The sequence below is a fragment of the Halococcus sp. PRR34 genome, from assembly GCF_028617175.1.
Taxonomy (GTDB): Archaea; Halobacteriota; Halobacteria; order Halobacteriales; family Halococcaceae; genus Halococcus; species Halococcus salifodinae.
Map to the genome: position 1 here is coordinate 63,217 of NZ_JAQJDA010000013.1, position 23,018 is coordinate 86,234.

The 23,018-nt window shown below is 65.3% G+C and carries 17 protein-coding genes; 10 read left to right on the forward strand and 7 right to left on the reverse strand.

What is annotated here, in order from left to right; translation table 11 throughout:
- The first annotated feature begins 14 nt into the window (after positions 1 to 14).
- The 6 genes from PHA81_RS14700 to nth all read left to right on the forward strand — a co-directional run bounded on the left by PHA81_RS14700 (position 15) and on the right by nth (position 5,112).
- On the forward strand, positions 15 to 1,115 hold the full coding sequence (locus PHA81_RS14700; protein ID WP_005042661.1) for an NAD(P)-dependent oxidoreductase: 1,101 nt from the start codon (positions 15 to 17) through the stop codon (positions 1,113 to 1,115).
- Positions 1,116 to 1,137: 22 nt separating this feature from the next.
- Positions 1,138 to 1,770 (forward strand): HAD family hydrolase, encoded by a 633-nt coding sequence (locus PHA81_RS14705; protein WP_005042663.1) that lies wholly within the window; start codon positions 1,138 to 1,140, stop codon positions 1,768 to 1,770.
- 194 nt (positions 1,771 to 1,964) lie between these two features.
- Positions 1,965 to 2,975, forward strand: coding sequence for a zinc-binding alcohol dehydrogenase (locus tag PHA81_RS14710; RefSeq protein WP_005042664.1), 1,011 nt, complete (start codon positions 1,965 to 1,967; stop codon positions 2,973 to 2,975).
- A 694-nt stretch (positions 2,976 to 3,669) separates the two neighbouring features.
- Positions 3,670 to 3,828 carry a hypothetical protein gene (locus PHA81_RS14715; RefSeq protein ID WP_005042666.1) on the forward strand — a complete coding sequence of 53 codons (159 nt, stop codon included), beginning with the start codon at positions 3,670 to 3,672 and terminating at the stop codon, positions 3,826 to 3,828.
- 24 nt (positions 3,829 to 3,852) lie between these two features.
- Positions 3,853 to 4,266, forward strand: a complete 414-nt coding sequence (locus PHA81_RS14720; RefSeq protein ID WP_005042668.1) for a DUF371 domain-containing protein — start codon at positions 3,853 to 3,855, stop codon at positions 4,264 to 4,266.
- Between the two features lie 30 nt (positions 4,267 to 4,296).
- Entirely contained in the window at positions 4,297 to 5,112 is an 816-nt protein-coding gene (nth, locus tag PHA81_RS14725) for an endonuclease III (protein WP_049909970.1), read from the forward strand.
- A 3-nt stretch (positions 5,113 to 5,115) separates the two neighbouring features.
- Here nth and PHA81_RS14730 read toward each other — a convergent pair whose 3' ends face one another.
- Both PHA81_RS14730 and PHA81_RS14735 read right to left on the reverse strand, forming a co-directional pair.
- Positions 5,116 to 5,517, reverse strand: coding sequence for a disulfide bond formation protein B (locus PHA81_RS14730; protein ID WP_005042673.1), 402 nt, complete (start codon positions 5,515 to 5,517; stop codon positions 5,116 to 5,118).
- A gap of 450 nt (positions 5,518 to 5,967) precedes the next feature.
- Positions 5,968 to 7,875 (reverse strand): beta-CASP ribonuclease aCPSF1, encoded by a 1,908-nt coding sequence (locus PHA81_RS14735; protein ID WP_005042676.1) that lies wholly within the window; start codon positions 7,873 to 7,875, stop codon positions 5,968 to 5,970.
- Positions 7,876 to 8,184: 309 nt separating this feature from the next.
- Here PHA81_RS14735 and PHA81_RS14740 point away from each other — a divergent pair, with 309 nt between their 5' ends.
- Together PHA81_RS14740 and PHA81_RS14745 are read left to right on the forward strand one after the other, a co-directional pair.
- Positions 8,185 to 8,679, forward strand: a complete 495-nt coding sequence (locus PHA81_RS14740; RefSeq protein WP_005042678.1) for a hypothetical protein — start codon at positions 8,185 to 8,187, stop codon at positions 8,677 to 8,679.
- Positions 8,680 to 8,793: 114 nt separating this feature from the next.
- Positions 8,794 to 10,725, forward strand: coding sequence for an ABC transporter ATP-binding protein (locus PHA81_RS14745; RefSeq protein WP_049909972.1), 1,932 nt, complete (start codon positions 8,794 to 8,796; stop codon positions 10,723 to 10,725).
- Positions 10,726 to 10,762: 37 nt separating this feature from the next.
- On the opposite strand, the gene PHA81_RS14750 is transcribed toward PHA81_RS14745, so the two are convergent.
- The 3 genes from PHA81_RS14750 to PHA81_RS14760 form a co-directional block, all read right to left on the reverse strand.
- Positions 10,763 to 13,594 (reverse strand): TRAP transporter fused permease subunit, encoded by a 2,832-nt coding sequence (locus PHA81_RS14750; protein ID WP_005042682.1) that lies wholly within the window; start codon positions 13,592 to 13,594, stop codon positions 10,763 to 10,765.
- A complete protein-coding gene (locus PHA81_RS14755) occupies positions 13,594 to 14,103 on the reverse strand; it encodes a DUF1850 domain-containing protein (protein WP_005042684.1) in 510 nt (169 codons plus the stop codon). The genes PHA81_RS14750 and PHA81_RS14755 overlap by 1 nt, the downstream gene beginning before the upstream one ends.
- Positions 14,104 to 14,224: 121 nt before the next feature.
- Complete coding sequence (locus tag PHA81_RS14760; protein ID WP_005042686.1) at positions 14,225 to 15,538, reverse strand: TAXI family TRAP transporter solute-binding subunit; 1,314 nt, start codon at positions 15,536 to 15,538, stop codon at positions 14,225 to 14,227.
- A 154-nt stretch (positions 15,539 to 15,692) separates the two neighbouring features.
- Here PHA81_RS14760 and proS point away from each other — a divergent pair, with 154 nt between their 5' ends.
- Together proS and gltB are read left to right on the forward strand one after the other, a co-directional pair.
- Entirely contained in the window at positions 15,693 to 17,153 is a 1,461-nt protein-coding gene (gene proS, locus PHA81_RS14765) for a proline--tRNA ligase (RefSeq protein WP_005042690.1), read from the forward strand.
- A gap of 146 nt (positions 17,154 to 17,299) precedes the next feature.
- On the forward strand, positions 17,300 to 21,913 hold the full coding sequence (gltB, locus tag PHA81_RS14770) for a glutamate synthase large subunit (RefSeq protein ID WP_005042692.1): 4,614 nt from the start codon (positions 17,300 to 17,302) through the stop codon (positions 21,911 to 21,913).
- Between the two features lie 156 nt (positions 21,914 to 22,069).
- Here the strand turns inward: gltB and PHA81_RS14775 are convergent, their stop codons facing one another.
- A complete protein-coding gene (locus tag PHA81_RS14775) occupies positions 22,070 to 22,585 on the reverse strand; it encodes an SHOCT domain-containing protein (protein WP_005042694.1) in 516 nt (171 codons plus the stop codon).
- Positions 22,586 to 22,649: 64 nt separating this feature from the next.
- A complete protein-coding gene (locus PHA81_RS14780; RefSeq protein WP_161606949.1) occupies positions 22,650 to 22,814 on the reverse strand; it encodes a hypothetical protein in 165 nt (54 codons plus the stop codon).
- Positions 22,815 to 23,018 lie beyond the last annotated feature (204 nt).

Sequence of the window (23,018 nt, forward strand, 5' to 3'; positions counted from 1 at the left end):
TCAACGCCGACATAATGTCATCTCCCTCCGAAGGCGACGAGCGACTCGCGGAGCCAGGATCGATGCTGGTCACCGGCGGTACCGGCTTCCTGGGACTCCACACCTGCCAGTATTTCAAAGAGCGTGGCTGGGACGTGACCGCGCTCGATCTCAAGCCGTTCAAAGACGAGGACGAGATCGAGGGCGTCGAGTACGTCGAAGGCGATGTCCGCGACGAGGAAAGCGTCCGCGAGGCGATCGCGTCGACCGGCGCGGACGCGGTGGTCCACACCGCCGCCGCGCTCCCGCTGTGGGACGACCAGCGCATCCGCGAGACCACCATCGACGGCACCCGGAACGTGCTCTGGGCCGCGAAGGAGGAGGGCGTCGATCGCGTTGTCTATGTCTCCTCGACGGCGGTCTACGGCACCCACGACTCCCACCCGATCACCGAGGAGTCGCCGCTCGACGGCGTCGGGGCGTACGGCGAGGCGAAGATCGAGGCCGAGAAGATCTGTGAAGACTTCCGCCGGATGGGGATGTGCGTGCCGATCCTCCGCCCGAAGACGTTCATCGGCCCTCAGCGTCTCGGCGTCTTTCAGGTCCTCTTCGACTGGATCGAATCGGGCGCGAACGTCCCGATGGTTGGCTGGGGCAACAACAAGTACCAGCTCATGCACGTCTACGACCTCGTCCGTGCGATGGAGTTCATGATCGCGAAGGACGAAGCGGACGTGAACACCGTCTTCAACGTCGGTGCCGACGAGTTCGGCACGATGAAAGAGGACTTCCAGGCCCCGATCGACTATGCGGGAACCGGCAAACGCACGATCGGGACACCCACGCCCCTCACCGTGTTCGCGCTCCGTGTCCTCGAAAAGCTGAATCTCTCGCCGCTGTATCCGTGGGTGTACGAGACCGCCCACGAGGACTCCTATGTGTCGGTCGAGAAGCTGAAATCGCTCGGCTGGGAGCCCAACTACTCGAACAAGGAGGCGCTCGTCGAGACCTACGAGTGGTACCTCGACAACTACGAGGAGCCCGAACGCGAGGACGACGCCACGGGACTGGATCACCGCGTCGCGTGGGATCAGGGCGCGCTCGCGCTCGTGAAGGGCGTGTTCAAACGGATCTGATAACCGAAAATCCAACAGAGCTATGCATCTCGTTGTCGATTACGGCGGTGTCATCGTCGAGCACGGCGACGAGCGCGAACACGCCCACGTTCTGGGCGTCGACCCCGAAACCGACCCGTATCCCGGATGGCTCGCCTACTTCGCGTTTCGTGACGGCTTCGTCCAGAGCACCCCGGAGTACATCGAACTCCTCTCGACGCTCACCGAGGCGTCCCACGAAGCGTGTCGTGAGTACGTCGAGAAAACGTGGCTCGACCCCGAGTTTCCCGAAGAACACGTTGACGTCCTCCGGGAGCTCGCACGCGATCACACGCTCGTCCTCTTCGGCAACATGGCGCGCCCATGGATCGAGACGGTTCTCTCGGAGCACGACGTGCACGAGTGTTTCGACGATCTCGTGGTCTCTTCGGACCTGCGACGGTCGAAACCCCATCCAAAGGGGTACTTCGAGTGTCTTCCCGAGGGCGACGAACCAGTCGCCTTCGTCAGCGACGAGTACAACGAGGACCTCATGATGGGCGAAACGCTCGGGATGACGTCAGTGTGGGTCGAAAACGACGCGGAGACGCCGTACCGAGAGCCCGACGTTCGGATTTCGACGCTCAGTGACCTTCCGGACGTCCTCTCGACCGACGGACGTCTGCCGTTCCAATGATTCGTCGTTTTGACGTAGTTCTGACTTCGGTGTTGTGGGCGTTTAATCGTCCGTTCTTCCGACACACACAGATACTTCCTATCGTGTGACGTGATGACGCACATGGGCAACCCCAGCGTGAGACGAAGCGCCGGACCCAGGCCGCTCGATGGCTCGTCACGCGGCCAGGCGGTCGGCCGTGGCTGGGGACGCCGATGACCGCGCGCTCGCTGTTTTTCACCGGCCAGACCGAGATCGCGCTCCGCGAGATGCCGATCACGGAACCGGCCGACGGGGAGGTGCGGGTCCGCACGACGGCGTCGGCCATCAGTGCCGGCACGGAACTGCTGGTGTACCGCGGCCAGGTGCCCGAATCGATGGCGGCCGACGAGTCGATCGACGCCCTCGACGGTGACTTCGAGTACCCGCTCCAGTACGGCTACGCGGCCGTCGGCCGCGTGACGGCGGTCGGGAACGACGTCGACGACGCGTGGCTCGATCGCCGGGTGTTCGGGTTCAACCCCCACGAGAGCCACTTCGTCACCACGCCGGCGGCGCTTCGCGAAGTTCCGGAAACGCTCTCCGACGCCGAGGCCGCGCTGCTGGCGAACGCCGAGGCCGCGGTCAACTTCCTTCTCGACGGGCGGCCCGCACTCGGCGAGCGCGTCGCGGTGTTCGGCCAGGGCGTCGTCGGCCTCCTGACGACGGCGTTGCTCGCCGACCTCCCGCTCGAAACGCTGGTCACCGTCGACGGCTACGAGCGCCGACGCGACCTCTCGATCTCGCTCGGAGCTGACGTCGCGATCGATCCGGACGACGACCTCGACGCGCGTCTCGACGGCCACGAGCCGCCCCGTGGCGCGGATCTCGCCTACGAGCTCTCGGGCCAGCCCGACGCGCTCGACGACGCTATCGACGTCGTGGGCACCGCCGGCCAGGTGATCATCGGCTCGTGGTACGGCACGAAACCCATGCACCTCGATCTCGGGGGGACCTTCCACCGGAGTCGCATCCGCCTCCAGAGCAGTCAGGTCAGCACCATCGACCCCGTCGACCGCGGCCGGTGGTCGAAGGAACGCCGCTTAGGCGAGGCCTGCCGGCTCCTCGAACGGATCGACGCTGAACGACTCGTGACCCATCGCGTGCCGATCGAACGGGCCGACGACGCCTATCGCCTTCTCGACGAACGCCCGCGGGAGGCGATTGGGGTTCTCCTCACCTACTAGAAGCCCACTTTTTTTACAAGGAGCCCTCAGTCACGCGCTTCGCGCGCTCCCTCGAACCCCTTCCAAAAACCTGTTTCCGTGAGTAGCGCGGGACCGGAGGTCCCGCGGACCGTTCGCGCGGCGGAGCCGCGCGAAGACGAAGGCGAACGGAGGCTCGGAAGACGAGCGGCACGAGGTGCGAGCGTAGTGAGCACCTCGATGCGAACGGCGAGGAACGAGCCGTGAGCGAAGCGAATCTTCCGGTGGACTAAAAACACCCGCTCGCTCACTTCGTTCGCTCACGGCGAACCGTGCTCGCTTCGCTCGCACGGACGTTCTCTATTCGCACCGCTGAAGCCCTCGGCGCGCTCGCTGTGCTCGCGCGCCTCGCCCTTCATCCGCTGTCAGAGAAACCTCCGACAAGCCTCGTGTTCGTTTCACTCACACGAGACGCCAGGAGAACTCTGTTCTCCTGAGCCTCGACTCGCTGCGTTCTCGTGAGCCGAAGGTGAACGAGGGTTCGGAGTCGTTCGAAAGGCGCTTCGCGCCTTTCGTGATGACGAGGGAGCTTCGCTCCCTCGAACCACGCGCGAAGCGTGCTCCGGCATTCGTCGGGACACCAGGCCCGCGCCACCGTCGTCGCTTGTCTCGGGCTATTTCACTTTCACTCCGGGGATGGCATCGGTTGATACCCGTTGGGGACTGTTCGACAGCCATGTTCGAGAATCTCGCCGCGAGGTGTGAGGCGGCCGAGTGCGACCGCGACCTTCCGGACGAGCCGTCGCTCGTCTTCCGTGATCCGTCGGGAGAGCGCCGCGCTTACGAGTGTCCGTGCGGTGCGGTCACGGTGACGGTCGCGAAGGCACACGCCTAACCGCCGACGGGGCCGACGGAACGCATGAAGGAAGTCGTCCACGCGCGCGGCCACGAACACGTCACCGCACAGCACGCGAGCACGCTCGAACTCACGAGCGACGACTACCTCACGCCCGCCGGCGACTGCATCATCGGGATCGAAGCCGATCGCACGCCCGCCGACTTCGATCAAGAGTTCGTCGCGGCCTGTCGCGACGCCGACGCGACGATCACCGCGACGTTCGAGGCAGGCGATCACACCCAAACGGTCCGCGGGCGAGGCCATCCAGAACTCGAATTCACGAACGACCGGAGCCTGGTCTGTCGGACGAGCGAGTACGTCGACGATCGGACGGTGATGGTGGATGCGGACGCGGCGGCCGCCGATCTCGATCGGAACCTCGTGGCGGCGCTCGCCGATGGTGCGGATCTCCAGGCTACCTTCCGGGTCGAATAGCGTTTTGTGGCCGGCACTCGTCCCATCGTCATGAGCAACGACGCGGAGCCGTCCGAGAACATCAGCGGGGGTCCCGATGGCGGTGGACTCGAAACGGCGTTCGAGGAGCGCGAAGCCGACACACGCACCGAGGCCGTGGTGGACCGGCTCGGCGAACGCTACTGGCAGAAGACCTACGGCGGCCAGGACGCCTTCGAGTGTCTCGTCCGCACGATTCTGAGCCAGAACACGAGCGACAAGGCGAGCCAACCAGCCCACGACGTGCTGATGGATCGGTACTGCGAGGAGGACGGCGATCTCGCCGCCACGCTCGCCGACGCCGACCAACCCACGCTCGCCGAAACCATCGAGTCGGCGGGCCTCTACAACCAGAAATCGGCGACGATGATCGCCATCGCCGAGCGCATCGTCGATGAATACGGTGGGGCGGAGGAGTTCAACGGGTTCGTTGCCGAGGGAGATCCCGAAACCGTGCGCGACGCGCTCCTCGATTTTTCGGGCGTGGGTCCCAAAACTGCCGACTGCGTGCTCCTGTTTTCGGGCGGGCGTGCGGGCGTCTTTCCAGTCGACACCCACGTCCACCGCATTTACCGCCGGCTCGGGATCGCGCCGCCCGAGGCCGACCACGAAGAAGTCAGGGCGGTCGTCGAAGACCAGGTACCGGCCGAGAAATGTGGGTTCGGCCACACCGCCTCGATCCAGTTCGGGCGGGAGTACTGCACCGCGCGCAAACCGGCGTGTCTCGATGATCCCGACGCCTGTCCGATGGCTGATCTCTGCGATCAGGTCGGTGTCTATCCCGAAACGGGCGAGGTGGTCGATCCCGCCGACGCGCCGGCGGAGTAGGGATCACCGGCGAGCGACGGCGACGACCAGCGCGAGCGAAACGAGGACGAACGCGATCAGCGAGAGGTTTGGCACTGTCAGGCCAAGAATTTGGTACTGGACGGTGCCGCAGCTTCCGACCGAGCAGGTCGCGGAGTCGGCCGTGGCCTGGAACCACGAGTGGTAGGCCGCCACGCCAGCCCCGAGAACCGACAGCGGCAGCGCGCTGCGGTAGACGCCGGGGCGGTTTTCGAGCGCGGCCACGCCGAGGATCACAGTCAGGGGGTACATCAGGATGCGTTGGTACCAGCAGAGCTCGCAGGGGATCAGCCCGAGACCGAGGCTGAGATAGAGGCTCCAGATCGTGGCGATCGCCGCGACGAGCGTGGCAACCGCAAGCCAGAGTCGAGAATTGATACGGCGCATTTGCTGACCTCTCGCACAAGTGGAACGTAGTGGTTGCGGTACGAGTCGCCGCCCGTGAGCAGAGGCTACGCTCCCGGCGCGCGCAACTGCGGTGCGGCGCAGCCTGGTGTCCTGACGAGCGAAGTCGTTCGAAACGGCGATAACGAGGCGCTACGCGCCTCGAACCGTTGGCGCGGCGAAGCCGCGCCAAGAAGCCGTTTCGTGATGTCGTCAGATTCCGACGGAATCTGACTGCTTGCAGGAAATCACCGATTTCCTGCAATGACGAAAGACGCGAAGCGTCTTTCGGACCACGAGGCAGGGCTTGGAAGAGTTCCGCTCTTCCAGTGGACATGAAAAGGGCGAGGCGCGCCGTCGTTTCGCTTCGTCTGCTCGCGGGCCTACGGCCCGCTCGCACGGTCCGCGGGACGCGGAGCGTCCCTCGCTACTCGCGCGAGACGCCGAGGGCTTTCACTTGAATCGGAAGGTTTCGAGGTTCTTCGGCGCGAACGTCCGCATGTTGTAGTTGTGATACAGCGCCGAGGAGAGATCCTGGACGCTCGACTCGTCGCCGTGGACGCAGAGCACTTTTTCAGGCCTGGGATTCATCGTCTTCACGAAGTTTTCCAGCCCCTGGCGGTCGGCGTGGCCCGAGAACCCGTCGACGGTCTCGACGTCGAAATCGAGGTTGAGCGTGTCCGAACGGCCGCGGCCGTTGCGCGGGATCTCGTCCCAGCCGTTTTGGATGCGGCGGCCGAGGGTGCCCTGGGCCTGGTAGCCAACGAAGACCATCGTGGTGTCGGTGTCGGCTCCGAGATGATCGAGCCACGACATGATCGGGCCGCCGGTGACCATCCCCGAGGTCGAGAGGATGATCGCGGGATCGCCCGCGGCGACCTCCTCGCGCTCGTCGTCGCCCTCGTCGATGTGGTTGAACTGGGGTGCGAGGAACGGGTTCTCGTCGTCGTGGAAGATGCGATCCCGGAGATCGTCCCGAAGGTACTCGGGATAGGTGGTGTGGATCGCGGTCGCCTCCCAGATCATCCCGTCGAGGTGGACGGGCATTTCGGGGATCTTCCCGGTGCGCATCGCCTCTTCGAGGACGAGCATGATCTCCTGAGAGCGCCCTACCGCAAAGGCCGGAATCAGAATTTTGCCACCCTGATCGTGGGTTTCGTTGATGACCTCGATCAGGTTCTCTTCGGAGTCGGCCTGATCGGTCTGGTAGTCGTTCCGGCCCCCGTAGGTGGACTCCATCACGAGCGTCTCGACCCGCGGGAAGTCGTTGACTGCGCCGTTGAACAGTCTGGTATCGTCGTAGTGGATGTCGCCCGAGAAGGCCACGTTATAAAATCCGTCGCCGATGTGGAAGTGGGCGACCGACGACCCGAGGATGTGGCCGGCGTTGTGGAGCGTGAGCTTCACGTCGGGCGCGATGTCGGTGACGTCGCCGTACTCGATCGGGATGGCGTGTTTGACCGCTTCCCGGACCATCGCGCTGTCGTAGGGCGGGCTGCGGCCCTCTTTCGCCGCGACGTCGAGGTAGTCGAGCTGGAGCAGTCCCATCAGGTCGCGGGTCGGCTCGGTGGTGTAGATCGGCCCGTCGTAGCCGTACTTGAACAGGAGGGGAATCAGCGCGGAGTGATCGAGGTGGGCGTGAGTGAGGACGACGGCGTCGAGCGAATTCAGGGGGTTCGCCTCGGGAACTTGGAGGTACGGCGCGTCGTCCGAACCCGGTTTGTCGCCACAGTCGATCAGGATTCTCGTCTCGGGCGTCGAGAGGATAAAGCTCGCGCGGCCGACCTCCCGACAGCAGCCGAGCGTCGAGATCCGAACCCACTCGTCGTCGGCCATCTCCTCGCGGTGGATCTGGCGGCCGACCCGCTCCAAGATGTCGCGGCGCTCCTCGCGCTCCTGTTTGAGGAAGCTTCTAACGTTGGAAACCGTGGAGGACTCGATCGGCGGCGTCCGGACGACTTCGGGCGTCCAGCCGACTTCCTGGGTGATCTCCCGGAGCGTCGAGCCGTGCCGGCCGATCACCATGCCTGGTTTGGCGGCCTCGATCACGACCTCGCCGGTGTCGGCGTGGAAGTCGAGGTCGGAGACATCGGCCTTCTCGGGGATCACGTTCATGACCTGCTCGCGTGCAGTCGTTGGATCGGTGAGCGCGTCGGGGACCGGCCGCACGGTGATGCGCTTGCGGAGCTGACCCGCGAGGTTGCGGATCAGGTCGCCGTTGCGCGCGAACTTCTTCGGGTCGCGCGTGTAGATCACGAGTTCCGGTCCCTCGTAGGTCACGTCCGACACGGAGATGTCGTTCGGGAGTTCGTCGACTATCGTTGCCTGTAGCTCGTCGAGCTGCTTGTCAACCGTACTCATAGTAAGACTCGGGTCATGTGCTGAGAGACCACGCGTGTGCCGGTCCGGCGTCGCCCCCGGCTCCCGGTCGGACCGATCCCTGATCGCCGGTGTGGGTCGGTCCGTTCGGTGGACGGGAACCGTTCGCGAGAGGCACGGACTGTGGCATACAATACTCTCTGGAGGTCGTTCGGTCCGCACGACGCGTGGGTCCGGACTCGTGACAGTGGACTGCTGAGAGCCCGGAGAACCCGCGTGTATCTGCTCCTATCGGGTGACGGTAATAAAACCTTTCGCAAAGCGTACCCCGCCAGCACTCCGTTCTGCCGTATGCGCCTCACCCCGGCCACCGTCGCCGACGAGCGCGAGTGGATCACAGAGCGCGCCCCGACCGTGGTGCCGCTGCTCAACGACGTCCGGACCGACCTCGCTGCCGCCTTCGATACCGAGGTCGACAGCGTCTCGCCGGAAACGTACCGTGCGGAAGTCGACGTGGTGTTCGCCGACGTCGACCTCGCGGTGAACGTCGCCGCGCTCTCGCGCCTGCTGCGCGAACTCGACGTCGAGGGCGACTATCCGGGCTTCGTCGTCGACGAGCTGCTGGGCCGCGAGCTTGCCGGGGCCATCGCTGGGAATCAGCCGCTTCGACTGCTCGGCGAGGCCACCTTCCACTACGCCGACGTCACGACCCACACCGAGGGTACGGCGGGGCTCGACGACCTCGACGCCGCGCTCGCGGCCGGCTTTCAGACACGCTTGCCGGGGTGGGACTGGACCACGAGCGAAAGTCCGTTCGCGGTCGCTTTCGACGACTCCCGCTCGTGATCGTGTTTGCACGGTGCGCACGATGCGTTCGGTAGTGAAGCCGAAAGTATCGGTCAGACACGCGGGCTTCCCCAACCGGTTTCACCGACGGCAGCCAACCGCGCAGAGCCACCCGTGAGCTCGGACCACACTCTCGACGCCGAGTACATCGAACAGCAACGCGAGACGATCGATCACCCGCTGCTCCGACTGTTCGTCGAGTTCGGTCGGGGGAGCCGCCGCTGGTTCGCCGTCGGCGTGCTGTCGAGCACGATTGCACGCTTTCTCTCGCTGATCCCGCCGGTACTCCTCGGGGTCGCGATCGACTCGCTCTTCGAGAACACCAAGGCGTTCACGCTGCCGTACGTTCCGACGGTGTGGCTGCCGGAGTCCACAGCGGCACAGTTCTGGTTCGCGGTCGCCGTGATGGCGGTCGCGATGGTCGGGGCCGCCGTTCTGAACTTCGTCCGGCAGTCCACGCTCAACCTCTTTTCGCACCGAGTCAAACACGAGGTCCGGACCGCGAGCTACCAGCGGATGCAGCGTCTCGACATGGAGTTTTTCAACGAGATGCAGACTGGCGAGCTCATGAGCATTCTCTCGAACGACACCAATCGATTGGAACAGTTCCTCGATTCGATGATGGGCGAGGCGATCCAGCTCGGGGTACTGATTCTCGGAACGGCCGCGATCCTGACCGCGATCAACCCCCAGCTCGCGGCAGTCACGCTCGCCGTGATCCCGGTCGCCGGGGCGTTCACCTACTGGTTCATGCGGGTCGCGGAGGAGCGCTACGCCGATGTCCGCTCGTCGGTCGGCAGTTTAAATAGCCGCCTCGAAAACAACCTCGGCGGGATCGAGGTCATCAAGTCCTCGAACACCGAAGAGTACGAGGACGAGCGCGTGCGCGAGCACTCGTACAACTACTTCCGCCTCGACTGGCTCGCGCTCCGACTCAACTTCATCTATCGTCCCGGGCTGGAGGCGTTGATCTCGATCTCGTTCGTCCTCACGTTCGTCGTCGGCGGTCTTTGGGTCGTTACCGGCACGGCCCCCGGGCCCCTCACGGGAACCCTCTCCACGGGCGATCTCGTCATCTTTCTCCTCCTAACCCAGCGCCTCGTCGAACCCCTCTCACAGATGGGAACCATCGTCGACCGCTACGAGGACGCCAAAGCCTCCACCAAGCGCATCCTCGGGCTGATGTCCATTCCCGTTTCGATCGAGAACGCCCCCGGCGCGACCGGGCTCGATACCGTCGAAGGCCAAGTGGAGTACGACGACGTTACCTTCGGCTACGACGACGAGCACGTGCTCCGCGACATCGATTTCACCGTCGAACCTGGCGACACCGTCGGCCTCGTCGGCCCGACCGGCGCGGGCAAGACGACAGTTCTGAAACTGCTTCTGCGTCTCTACGACGTGGACGAAGGTTCGATTCGGCTCGACGGCCACGACGTCCGGGATCTCACGCTCGAAAGCCTCCGCGGGTCGATCGGCTACGTCGGCCAGGAGAACTTCCTGTTCGACGGCACGGTTCGGGAGAACATCCGGTATGGGAAATTCGACGCCGACGACGCGGCAGTCGTCGAGGCCGCACAGCGCGCGGAAGCCCACGAGTTCATTTCGAATCTTCCCGAGGGGTATGATACCGACATCGGCGAGCGCGGCGTGAAACTCTCCGGTGGCCAGCGCCAGCGGGTCGCGATCGCACGGACCATCCTCCAAGACCCCGCCATCCTGATCTTCGACGAGGCCACCTCGGCGGTCGACACCGAAACTGAGCTCCTGATCCAGCGATCGATCGACGACCTCGCCGCCGACCGGACCACCTTTGCGATCGCCCACCGGCTCTCGACGGTGCGCGACGCCGACACGGTCCTCGTGCTCGACGACGGCCGGATCGCCGAACGCGGCTCCCACGACGAGTTGATCGCGGCCGATGGGCTGTACGCCAACCTCTGGCGGGTTCAGGCCGGCGAGATCGGCGACCTCCCAGAGGAGTTCGTCGCGCGGGCGAGTGAACGCATCGCCCAGCAGACCCCAGATAGCGCCGGGACGGACTGAGTAAGCAAGACCGCGACTGCCACGTCCGCGAGCTGATTCAGGCTTCCGACGCGCCTGGCTCCGTCTGCTCGGTCGGTTCGGCACCCGATCCCGATCGTCGCCGGTTAGCGAGCGCGAGCGCGCCGAACAGCACTCCGCCGACGGTGCGCAGTGCGAGATCGAGCACGATCGTCCCGAACCCGACGTTCATTTCGACCAACCCGAGCAGGCTCTCGACGCTGTTGAACAGCAGCCCGGGAGCCATCAGGAGGAGTGCGGCGAGCGCGAACAGCGCACGTTCGAACCGGGAGACGTCAGTGTAGAGGAAGCCGATGACTGTCGCTCCGAGCGCGATGACACCGAGGAACACCCCCACGATCGGGATGAGTACCTCGGGAACGAAGTAACCCAGATCGAGCACGTCGCTGAATCCGACGACCCGATAGACCTGGTCGGCGTCCGGATCCACACCCGGGATCCGTCGGAGCATCACGATCCCCGGCACCAGGACGAACGCGAACGGCACGATGACCTTGTTGAGTGAGAGCGAGAACGCCTCGATACCGGTCTGGAACGGATCGGATTTCGCGACCCCGGATGCCGCGTACGCCGCGACCGCCACCGGCGGCGTGATGTCGGCGATCACGCCGAAGTAGAGGATGAACAGGTGTGCGGCCAACAGCGGCACCTCGAACGCCGCGATCGCGGGCCCGAGCAGCGCGACGAGGATGATGTACGTCACGGTGGTCGGCATCCCCATCCCGAGAATGATCGAGGAGATCGCAGTGATCAGGAGCAGCAAGACGAGCGAGCCGCCCGCGACGTTGAGGATCAGCGTGGTGAGGTTCGGTCCGAGGCCGGTGGTGCTGATGACGCCGGGAATGACGCCGGCGGCGGCGACCGCGATCACGACCGGGGTCGCGGTGCGCGCACCCGCCTCCATCGACCGCACGACGAACGAGAAGTAACCGACAGCCCGGTTGTCGGCGAGCTGCGGGCGGCCGAGAGTCCCAGTTGCTGTCTCCGTAGCTTCGTCGACCTGATCATCGTAGTCGAGTAACGGTGCGTCGGCGTGTGGACGCGCGAGCAGCGTGAAGAAGCTCACCGCGAGCACGATCCAGCCGAGTTCGCCAACGACGGCCGCGGCGGCCGCCGCCGGGGCCATCCCCGCGCCACTCGCACCGGTGAGTGCGCCGACCACGGTCGTCCCAGCGACGAGGTAGGAGACGAACTCGACCGCCGCGAGACCGGCGATCGTGCCAAGCAGCGGCCACTGGGTCCGGTCGTTGTACGCCGCGACGAGGGCGATCAGCGCGGCGATCGCGACCAGCGTGAACCACGCCGAACGTGCAACCGTCAGTCGTGCCCCGATCAGGTAGTAGAGCAAGAGCCCGATCGGGAGGAGGTAGAACCATCCCCGACGGAGATGCGAACGGAGCGTGACGAGCTCGGACGCGTCGACGCCGCCGATCCCCGCTCGCGAGGCTTCGAGGTGGACCATCACCCACACCCCGAAGAAGAAGACGAGCGCGGGAACGGTCGCCGCGACGATGACGTCGGCGAAGGGGACGCCGATGAACTCCACGATCAGGAACGCCGCTGCGCCCATCACCGGCGGGAGGATCTGTCCGCCCGAGGAGGCAGACGCCTCCACGCCACCGGCGAACTCGGCACGATAGCCCGTCCGCTTCATCAACGGGATGGTGAACGCCCCCGTAGTGACGGTGTTCGCGATCGAGGAGCCCGAAATGGTGCCCATGAACCCCGACGCGAGGATCGACGCCTTCGCCGGCCCGCCCTTCCGCCGGCCGGTCGCGCTGTAGGCGAGATCGATGAACCACCGGCCCGCACCGCTCATCTCGAGGAACGCGCCGAAGAGGATGAAAATATAGATGAACTGAACACTCACCCGGACCGGAACGCCGAAGACGCCGTTCGCGGTGTTGTACCAGAGGTTCTGAACGACGTCGCTCCACGCGGTCTGTTGAATCTGGCCGAGCACGCCGATCAGCGGCGCGTCGCGTGGGATCAAGAAGCCATACCGGGCGTAGACGATGAACATCCCGACGATCCCCATGAGATACACCCCCAGCGTTCGTCGGGTGGCTTCGAGCACGAGCAGGACGCCGAGCGCGCCGAGCACGAACGCATACGACGACTCGGCGAACGGGATATCGAGTGCGGCCACCGCCTTCACGACGAACTCGAGATCGAGATAAGGGACGAACTCCGCAATCGTGCGCCATGCGTCGAGATAGACTTCAGAGGTCGTACGCCCGCCATCGAGCCCGAGCGCACGGAGCTGTTGAATCTCGTCGAACTCGGTGAGCATGTAGAGCGACGAGAGCGCCGCAACGACCATCAACACGACATCGATCGGCGTCACGCGGTCGCGGTCGGGATCGAGCAGTAGCCAGCGAACACCACCACGGACGCCGCGTGCACCGCGCGTCACGGGGTTCGTCTCCCCGAAACGGGTTTCGAGCGCGGGCACGATCCGCGACAGCCGTCGTGAGAGCGCGCCGTCACCCTGTGTCGCTGGGAAGAGCAGGAAGGTGAGCAGGAGGGCGAACGTGACGTGGAGGCTGTTGACCTGCAACGACTGGAGCGAGCCGAGGCTGACCTCACCGACGAGCGGGAGCGAGAGCTGGAAGATGAACCCGTGTGCGGCGAGCCACATCTGGAACGCCGAGAACGTGACCCCGATGAGGAGCACGGCGACGGCGGCGGGTCCGCGGAGCGAGCGCCGGCGTTCGAGTTCCTCCACGAGTTCGTCCGCGTCCTGCTCCGGCGAGGTGTCTGCGGTCGCCGGAGCGGTGGATGGCGTGGCGGTCGCCGTGTCGGGGGTCGATACGTCGGAATCGTCGGTCGGTGGTGGATCGGAGGTCATCAGTTGATTCTATCGAGTGCAGTCCGCAGAACGGAGCGTTCGGCGACGTGAAGCCGAACGCCCTCCGCGTTCGAGAGCGCCACGAGATCATACGTCCGGTCGCCGACGCGGAGTCGGTGGCCCGCGACCCGTCCCGGTTCGACGTACAGCTCCTCGTAGTCGCCCGGCGGGTCGAAGACGTACCACCCGTTCTCACGTGTCACGTTCGCCCGCGATGGCAGGCCCCAGCCGTACGACTGGAACTCCATTCGTGTCATTTCGAGGCTACCGTTGTGGACGGTGTAGATGTCGTGAACCGGGGTTTTCTCGACGCTGTGAGTGTAGTTGAGCGCGACCGTCGTCCCTTCGTCGACCGGGGTGGCGAGCAGTCGTTCGCCACTGTTCGCGTTTTCGACGACGAGCGCGCTGCTGGCGGGCGTCGCCGCGGCGACGGCAGTGATCACGACGATGAACGCCAACAGCACGACGAGAACGCGGACGCCACGCTGGAGCCGTCGCCGTCGTGTCATCGATGAAGACGTTCGGTCGTCATTCTCGGAGCGATCGTGTTCGGATGATGGTCATCGCGTCGGTTCGAGAGCCGGGCGGACCGGTGAAGCTCACGGCCCGTCCGGCGGCCGCGTCAGCAGACTACGAGGCGTTGGTGTCGGTCGTGTTTCCGGCGTCCGATGCGGTCGTTTCGGCCATCGACGTGCTGTCTTCCGTCGTATTGCCGGACGCGTTGCCGCCGGTCATGTTTCCATCCGACGTGGTCATCCCGCCGTCGGTCGTGTTCCCATCCGAGGCGTTGGTCGCGTTGCCAGCGCCACCGGCCGACTCGAAGTACGCCGCCGCACCGGGGTGGAGTTCGATCGACATCCCCTCCTGGGCGGAGCCGGCGCTGATGAACTCCGTCTTGATCGTGAGATCGGAGACGTTGTCGAAGATCGCGGCGGTCACGGTCTCGACGGTGGCCTCGGGGACTTCGGTGGTCGTGGCGATCATCGCCTGCACTGCGACCGTCGGCTTCGCCTCATCGATGCCCGCGTAGGTGCCGCCGGGGATCTCGTCGTCGGCGAAGAAGCTGGCGGCCTCCTTGACCTGCTGGCGTTCCTCGCCCTCGATGGGGACGATCCCGATCGAACTCGTCTCGGCGAGTTCGGCGATCGCGCCGACCGGCCAGCCGCCGACGATGAACGCGGCGTCGATGTCGCCGTTCTGGATCTGCTCGGCCGCCTGCGAGAAGTCGGTGTTCTGCTCGGTGAAATCCGAGACGCCGATCGCTTCGAGGATCGTGAGCGCGTCGACCTGCGTCCCGCTACCGAGGTCACCGGTGTTGATCGTCGCGCCGCTCAGATCCGCAATCGACGCGATATCGCTGTCGCCCGGCGTGACGACGGTGATGGTTTCGGGGTACAGCGTCCCCACACCCCGTAGGCTCTCGATGGCGTTGCCTTCGAAGGCCTCGATCCCCTCGCCGTTCTTCGCGAACGAGGCGATGTCGTTCTGGATCAGCGCGAAGTCGGCGGAGCCGTCCGAGAGGCTGCCGACGTTCTCGACCGATGCACCCGTCGAGCGAACCTGGAGGCTGAAGTCGGTGTTGTCCTCGACGACCTGCTTGATCTCGTTCGAGAGCGGGAAGTACGTCCCGCCGGTGCCGCCAGCGTCCCAGACGAGGTTGCTGCTGCCGCCCCCGCCACCGCCGGACTCGTTTCCGCTCTCGTTGCCCCCGCCGCTTTCCGTGCCGCTTCCGGATGTGGTGTCCGCCCCACCGGAGGCGGTCTCACCGCCACCGGAACCGTTGTCGCCCGAGCCGTTCTCGCCGCCGCCACCGCCGCTACAGCCCGCGAGACCTGTCGCACCCACGACGCCGACCGCGCCGGCCGTTTGCAGGAACCGCCGCCGCGAGGTGTTCCGAGTTCGATCGATCGTGTCTCGTCGGTCGTTGGCGTCTTTCTCTGCCATTCGTGATGGATTCGTCCGCGCACAAATCAACTTACCGGATAAATAGTGCAAGACGTATGAGGACGACGATCGACTGTCGCGCGTCTCGATCCAGCGTTCGCCGCGTTCGACCGAACCACACCGCGTTTAAGCCGCCCCGGAAACAGCAGTACGTATGAGCGAGCCGGAAACACAGGAACTCGGCATCACCGAGTCGAAGGAGCACAGCCCCGGCGAGTGGTACGCCGAAGTCGTCCAGAAGGCGGGTCTCGCGGACTACGCCCCGATGGGCGGGTTCATCGTCACGCGCCCTCGCGGGTACGCGCTCTGGGAACGCATTCAGGACCATCTCGACGGCTGGTTCAAAGAGACGGGGGTGGAGAACACCTACTTCCCCATGTTCATCCCTGAGAGCTACCTCGAACGCGAGAAGGAGATCGTCGAGGGGTTCGACCCCGAGGTGGCGTGGGTGACCCAGGCCGGCAGCGACGAACTCGACGAGCGCCTCGCGGTCCGCCCCACCAGCGAGTCGATCATCACGCCGTTCATGAGCCAGTGGATCAGGAGCCACCGCGATCTCCCGATGCGGCTGAATCAGTGGTGTTCGGTGGTCCGCTGGGAAGCAACGGATACGAAGCCGTTCATCCGGACCAAGGAGTTCCTCTGGCAGGAGGGCCACACCGCCCATCGCGACGAGGAGAGCGCGTGGGAGGAGACGATGCTCCGCCTCGACCAGTACCGTCGGGTCCACGAGGAAGTACTCGCGCTCCCCGTCCTCGAAGGTCGAAAGCCCGAACACGACAAGTTCCCCGGCGCGCACACCACCGCGGCGATCGAATCGCTGATGCCCGACGGCAAGGCACTCCAGTCCGCGACCAGTCACTACCTGGGTGATGGGTTCGCCGAGGCGTTCGACGTGACCTACGTCGACGAGGACGAGAACGAGCACGTCGCCCACACCGCCTCGTGGGGGCTGTCGTGGCGCGCACTCGGCGGGATGATCATGACCCACTCGGACGATCAGGGACTCAGCCTCCCCCCGACGCTCGCGCCCGAACAGGTCGTCATCGTCCCGATCTGGCAGGAAGACACCCGTGACGAGGTGCTCGAATACGCCGCCGACCTCGCCGCCGAACTCGACGAGGCGGACGTTCGAGTGGAGCTCGACGATCGCGACGAGCGCAATCCCGGCTTCAAGTTCAACGAGTGGGAGCTGAAGGGCGTCCCGCTCCGGATCGAGATCGGGCCGAACGAGGTCCAGAGTGATGAGGCGACCGTCGTCCACCGCCCCGACGGTGAGTCCGCGGTCGAGGACCGTGAGGGGATCGTCGAGGCGGTCAGCGACCACCTCGACACGATTCACGCGAAGCTCTACGCCGCCGCCGAGCAGGACCTCGAAGAGAACGTTCGCGAGGCAGAGAGCCGCGACGAGCTGCTGGGAACCATCGGTCGCCACGGCGGGATCGTGAAGACCGGCTGGTGTGGCGACGAGGACTGCGAGGCCGCGATCAAAGACGAGATCGCCGCCGAGATAGTGATGGTGCCGCTGGAGCGCGACACCGACCCCGTTCACGAGGAGTGTGTCGTCTGTGACGATACGGCAGTCGAGACGGCGTACTTCGCCAAGTCGTACTGACTTCGTCACTACTCCCTCATGTTTCGAATTTTCTGAGAGAGTTTGACAGCCGTCCGTCAGAAATACAAACTACCTTATTTGGTACAGGCACACATATAGTCTTTCAGGGACAACCTCTTATTTGCCAGTGGGGTAGCGGGCCGCATATGACCGATCAACCGTTCTCCGGAGAGCGTTCGGCGGCCACTGCAGGCCTCGCCGATCCCACGGACGTACGGGCGAACTGTGGTGTTGGCGTCGTGATGGACCTCGATGGCGGGGCCGATCGTTCGGTCGTCGCCGACGGGCTCGAACTCCTCACGAACCTCGAACACCGCGGGACGACCGGAGCCGAGGAGTCGACCGGCGACGGCGCGGGAATCATGGTCCAGACCCCACACGACTTCTTCGCCGACGAACTCGATATTTCACTTCCCGATACCTACGCGGTCGGTTCGCTGTTCTTCCCGCAGGACGACGGAGCACGCGAGGAGCTACAGACCCTCGTCGCCGACACGCTCGCCGAGCACGATCTTGCAGTGCGTCACTGGCGGGCGGTCCCGACCGACAACAGCGATCTCGGACAGACGGCGCTCGACTCCGAACCCGCCGTCTATCAGGCGTTCGTCGTTCCTGAGAACTCGATCGACGACGAAACGTTCGGCCATCGGCTGTACGTCGGTCGGCGCGCCATCGAGAAGCGAATCACGGAGCGCGATCTCGACGGAAGCGAGCGCTTCTACGTCTGCTCGCTCGATCGACAGACGCTGGTCTACAAGGGCCTGCTGAAGGGCGACCAGGTCGCCGGCTACTACCCCGACCTCACCGACTCTCGACTCCACTCGACGTTCGTCCTCGTCCATGCGCGCTTCTCGACCAACACGCTCGGCGCGTGGCATCTCGCCCATCCGTACCGGGGCATCATCCATAACGGCGAGATCAACACCATCCAAGGGAACGTCAACTGGATGCGCGCGCGCGAGACCGACGTCAGCACGGAGGCGTTCGACGTAGACGCCGTGAAACCCGTCATCGCCGACGAGAACCAATCGGACACCGCGAGCGTCGACAACGCCTTGGAACTCCTCATGCAGTCGGGCCGGGATCTGCCCCACGCGCTGCGACTCCTGATCCCGGAGGCGTTCCGCGGCGAGGATCACGAGATGAGCGACGACCGCGAGGCGTTCTACGACTTCCACGCCTCGCTCTCGGAACCGTGGGACGGCCCCGCGCTGGTGGCAGCCACCGACGGCACCCGAGTCGGGGCGGTGCTTGACCGCAACGGGTTCCGACCCTGTCGGTACGAGGTCACGACCGACGACCGGCTGGTGATGGCAAGCGAGACCGGCGCGCTCGATCTCGATCCGGCCGAGGTCAAGGAGCGCGGCCGGCTCGAACCAGGCCAGCTGTTCCTCGCCGATCCCGAAGAGGGTCGGGTCGTCCCCGACGCGGAGGTGTTCGACGACCTCGCCGATCCGAAGTACGCCGAGTGGATCGAGCAGGAGCAGGTCCAGCTCGACGGCATCGCCGGCGAGGCGGCGCACGAGCACGCCGATCGCGAGCCACACGAGACGGTCGACGGGCTGCGCGCCCACCAGGCGCTCTACGGCTACACCCACGACGAGCTCGACAACCTGCTCGAACCGATGGCGACCAAAGGGAAAGACCCCGTGGGGTCGATGGGCGACGACACTCCACTCTCAGTTCTCTCGCAGTTCAACCGCCCCCTCTTCACCTACTTCAAACAGCTGTTCGCGCAGGTCACCAACCCGCCGCTGGATTACATCCGCGAGGAGCTCGTCACCTCGCTCGAAACCAGGCTCGGCCACCAGCGCAACCTCCTCGACGAGTCGCCCGCTCACGCTTGCCAGCTCGTGTGTGACTCGCCAGTGCTCTCGGACGCCGCAACGGCCGCGATCAAGGGAATGGACGGCGACGGCGCGAACGGCCTCACCACGAAAACGATCGACATCACGTACGAGCCCGCGGACGGGACCGACGGGGCCGGCGACCTCGAAACCGCGGTCGAACGCGTCCGCGAGGCGGCCACCGCCGCGGCCGAGGCGGGCCACGACGTGCTCGTGCTCTCCGATCGGGCGGCGAGCGACGAGCGGGTGCCGATCCCGAGCCTGCTCGCGACCGGCGGGGTCCATCACCACCTCGTCCGGAACGGACTCCGGAACCACGTCGGTCTCGTGGTCGAGTCCGGTGATCCCCGGGCAGTCCACCATCTCGCGACGCTCGTGGGCTACGGCGCTGGCGCGGTCAACCCCTACCTCGCCTATCAGACCATCGCGGACCTCACGGCTGGCGCGGATGGCGCGGCGCGTGAGGAGGCGGTCGCGTCGTACGTCGACGCGCTCGAAGACGGCCTGCTAAAGATCATGTCGAAGATGGGGATTTCCACCGTCCAGAGCTACCAGGGCGCGCAGATCTTCGAGGCCGTCGGGCTGGATTCGGATTTCGTCGTGGAGTACTTCGAGGGCACGGCCGCCCGGACGGAGGGGATCGGGCTCGACGAGATCGAGGCCGATCTCCACGACCGCCACGCGGTCGCGTTCGGCGACGACCCCGACATCGAGCGCCAGGGCGAGTACGAACACCGATCGGACGGCATCTTCCACGAGTGGAATCCAAAAAGTGTCGGCGCGCTCCAGCAAGCCGTCCGGCGGGGCGACTACGAGCAGTACCAGGAGTTCGCCCAGCTGATGAACGACCAGAACGAGGAGCTCCAGACGCTCCGGGGCCTCCTCGAGTTCGACAGTTCCCGAGAGCCGATTCCGATCGAGGAAGTCGAACCGGTCCACGAGATCGTCGAGCGGTTCTCGACGGCGGCGATGAGCCTCGGGAGTCTCTCGCCCGAGATGCACGAGACCAATGCAATCGCGATGAACAGGCTGGGCGCGAAATCGAACACCGGCGAGGGCGGCGAGCCACCCGAACGGTTCGGCACCGAGAAGGAGTGCAACGTCAAACAGGTCGCGTCGGGGCGGTTCGGCGTCACCTCGGAGTATCTCTCCTCGGCCGACGAGCTCCAGATCAAGATGGCCCAGGGGAGCAAGCCAGGCGAGGGCGGCCACCTGCCAGGCAAGAAGGTCAACGAGATGATCGCGCACGTTCGGTACGCTACTCCCGGAGTCGGGTTGATCTCGCCGCCGCCGCTCCACGACATCTACTCGATCGAGGACCTCAAACAGCTCATCCACGACCTGAAGGCCGCGAACCCCGACGCCGACATCAACGTCAAACTCGTGAGTGAGGCGGGGATCGGGACGATCGCGGCCGGGGTGGCGAAGGCGAACGCTGATGTCGTCCACATTTCGGGCCACTCCGGAGGCACGGGTGCGAGCCCCCGCACCTCGATCAAGAACGCGGGACTGCCGTGGGAGCTCGGACTCGCCGAGGCGAACCAGCTGCTTCGGGAAACCAAGCTCCGCTCTCGTATCCGGGTGTCTGCCGACGGCGGGATGAAGACCGGTCGCGATGTCGCGGTTGCGGCGCTGTTGGGCGCGGAGGAGTACATCTTCGGGACCGCATCGCTCGTGACCTCGGGCTGTGTGATGGCCCGACAGTGCCACGAGAACACTTGCCCGGTGGGGGTAGCGACCCAGCGCGAGGAGCTCCGCGACCGATTTCCTGGCGAGCCCGAACACGTCGTGAACTACATGACGTTCATCGCCCAGGAGCTCCGCGAGATCATGGCCGATCTCGGCTTTCGTACTGTGGAGGAGATGGTCGGCCGGCCCAGCCACCTCCGCCAGCGCGACGACGTCACCCAAGAGAAGGCGAAGAAGCTGGATCTCTCCGCGGTGCTCGCCGAGCCGTGGGCCGATGGCGACGCAGATAGGGACGGAGATGAAAGTGGTGACGAGCAGCGGACCAAGACCAGGGAGCAGAACCACGAGATCGACGGCCAGCTCGACCACGACCTGATCGCCGACGCCGAGCCCGCCATCGAGCGCGGCGAACCCGTCCATCTCGACCGGGAGATTTCGAACGTCGACCGTGCGGTCGGCGCGACCCTCTCGAACCGGATTTCGAACGCTCACGGCGGCGATGGGCTCGACGAGGACTCCATCACCATCGACTTCGACGGCGTCGCGGGCCAGAGCTTCGGGGCCTTCCTCGCGGCGGGCGTCACGATGAACCTGACTGGGACCGCGAACGACTACGTCGGGAAGGGGCTCTCGGGCGGGAAGCTCGTCGTCAACACGCCCGAGCGAGCGCCGTACGAGCCCGAGAAGAACGTTCTGATCGGCAACGTTGCACTCTACGGCGCGACCGAGGGCGAGGTGTACGTCAATGGGAAAGCCGGTGAGCGCTTCGCAGTCCGGAACTCCGGCGTGAAGGGCGTCGTGGAGTCGGTCGGCGACCACGGCTGCGAGTACATGACCGGCGGGGCGATCGCGGTGCTCGGCGAGACAGGCAAAAACTTCGCTGCCGGAATGTCCGGCGGGGTCGCGTACGTCCTCGACCGCGAGGGCGACTTCGAGTCGTCGGTCAACCACGGCATGGTGAGCACCACTCGGGAACTGGAGGACAAAGACGAGGAAATGCTCCGTCGACTGGTCGAGAACCACGTCGCCTACACCGGCTCGGATCGGGGCGAGTACGTCCTCGACAACTGGGAGTCGGAGCTAGAACACGTCGTGAAAGTGATGCCCGACGCCTACGCCGAGGTCATCGCCGAGCGCGAGAGCGCCGACGTGCGAACGCAGCCGCCCGCCCACGCGACGACCGCGGGCGGCGAGCGGCCGGTCGTCGAGGGCGGCGCGGACTGAGACGGCCAGCGACGATCGACTTTGCAGCCGGCGCGCGGGAGCGCGTGGCCTGCGGTTCTCAGTTGTACCGTGATTCGTAGCGGACGTGTTTCGCGCGACTGATTCCGTGTGAAAGTGATGGATCGGTTGTCCGAACGCCCCGAAATCGACTGTCGCTCAGGACGATCGCTCGTCCAGAACGGCATCGCGCTCGCGGGCGGCGGTGGCGTCGTCGACCGATTCGTTCGCCACCAGGCGGTCAAGCTTGCGCTCGAACGTCGTCTCGTCGATCTCGCCCGCGACGTACCGGCGTTTCAGGTCGTCGAGGGCGTCCTCGGCCGACGGCTCCGGCGGCGAAACCACTCCCGACAGCCCGACTCCGTCGATCGCCGGGTACTTGCGTTCGACGCGCTCGGCCGCCGACTGGAGCCGCTTGCTCCGTGGGATCGACAGCCGGCGCAGCAGCGACCAACTGAATCCGAGCCCCGAGATCACCGTGGTCACCACCAGCACGGCCACGATGGGGAGATAGGGAAACGCGAGCCCGGACAGAACGCCGACGGCTCCCGCCCCGCTGCCGAGTGCGGTCGAGACCACGAGTCCGACGTACCCGAGCACGACGGTCAGAAGAATACCGGAGACGAGCAACACCCCCAGCCAGACGGCGAGCGCGTTGTCCCGAAGCCAGTCCATATGGTGATCGGCGTCGGCCAGCTATCTATATCTCACGCTCGTCGCCGTTCGATGGCGGCGTCGGCTAGCGGTGCTTCGGTCGGACGACGCGCCGGAGACCGCCACGACGGCGGAACAGCCGCGTCAGGAACCGCTCGATTCGAGTCGGCTCGGCGGACGCCTGGGGCATCGCCGGAAGATATGGTCTGAACTCGTTTCGGTCGTTCTTCTGCGTGGATCGCTTCTCCATACACCTGGTTAGCTCCGGAGGGATTTAACTTCTGTTAGATAAAGTTTGCCATTGGCAAAATAGTGGGTTACATAGTGAGTTTCGCACACGGTGAACAGTAGACCGAGGGCGACCCCCGATCACCGGAACCGTGAGCACGACGAGCCGTTCACACCGAGTGAAACCAGTCGTCGCGACCGACAACTGTTATCTCGCGGCCGCCCG

What these genes read in the sequence shown, in the direction of transcription:
- PHA81_RS14775 (WP_005042694.1), bottom strand. Translation starts at nt 22,585, where the DNA reads ATGGACTGGCTTCGGGACAACGCGCTCGCCGTCTGGCTGGGGGTGTTG.
- PHA81_RS14710 (WP_005042664.1), top strand. Translation starts at nt 1,965, where the DNA reads ATGACCGCGCGCTCGCTGTTTTTCACCGGCCAGACCGAGATCGCGCTC.
- PHA81_RS14705 (WP_005042663.1), top strand. Translation starts at nt 1,138, where the DNA reads ATGCATCTCGTTGTCGATTACGGCGGTGTCATCGTCGAGCACGGCGAC.
- PHA81_RS14750 (WP_005042682.1), bottom strand. Translation starts at nt 13,594, where the DNA reads ATGACCTCCGATCCACCACCGACCGACGATTCCGACGTATCGACCCCC.
- PHA81_RS14755 (WP_005042684.1), bottom strand. Translation starts at nt 14,103, where the DNA reads ATGACACGACGGCGACGGCTCCAGCGTGGCGTCCGCGTTCTCGTCGTG.
- PHA81_RS14700 (WP_005042661.1), top strand. Translation starts at nt 15, where the DNA reads ATGTCATCTCCCTCCGAAGGCGACGAGCGACTCGCGGAGCCAGGATCG.
- PHA81_RS14760 (WP_005042686.1), bottom strand. Translation starts at nt 15,538, where the DNA reads ATGGCAGAGAAAGACGCCAACGACCGACGAGACACGATCGATCGAACT.
- PHA81_RS14730 (WP_005042673.1), bottom strand. Translation starts at nt 5,517, where the DNA reads ATGCGCCGTATCAATTCTCGACTCTGGCTTGCGGTTGCCACGCTCGTC.
- PHA81_RS14715 (WP_005042666.1), top strand. Translation starts at nt 3,670, where the DNA reads ATGTTCGAGAATCTCGCCGCGAGGTGTGAGGCGGCCGAGTGCGACCGC.
- PHA81_RS14740 (WP_005042678.1), top strand. Translation starts at nt 8,185, where the DNA reads ATGCGCCTCACCCCGGCCACCGTCGCCGACGAGCGCGAGTGGATCACA.
- nth (WP_049909970.1), top strand. Translation starts at nt 4,297, where the DNA reads ATGAGCAACGACGCGGAGCCGTCCGAGAACATCAGCGGGGGTCCCGAT.
- gltB (WP_005042692.1), top strand. Translation starts at nt 17,300, where the DNA reads ATGACCGATCAACCGTTCTCCGGAGAGCGTTCGGCGGCCACTGCAGGC.
- PHA81_RS14735 (WP_005042676.1), bottom strand. Translation starts at nt 7,875, where the DNA reads ATGAGTACGGTTGACAAGCAGCTCGACGAGCTACAGGCAACGATAGTC.
- PHA81_RS14720 (WP_005042668.1), top strand. Translation starts at nt 3,853, where the DNA reads ATGAAGGAAGTCGTCCACGCGCGCGGCCACGAACACGTCACCGCACAG.
- proS (WP_005042690.1), top strand. Translation starts at nt 15,693, where the DNA reads ATGAGCGAGCCGGAAACACAGGAACTCGGCATCACCGAGTCGAAGGAG.
- PHA81_RS14780 (WP_161606949.1), bottom strand. Translation starts at nt 22,814, where the DNA reads ATGGAGAAGCGATCCACGCAGAAGAACGACCGAAACGAGTTCAGACCA.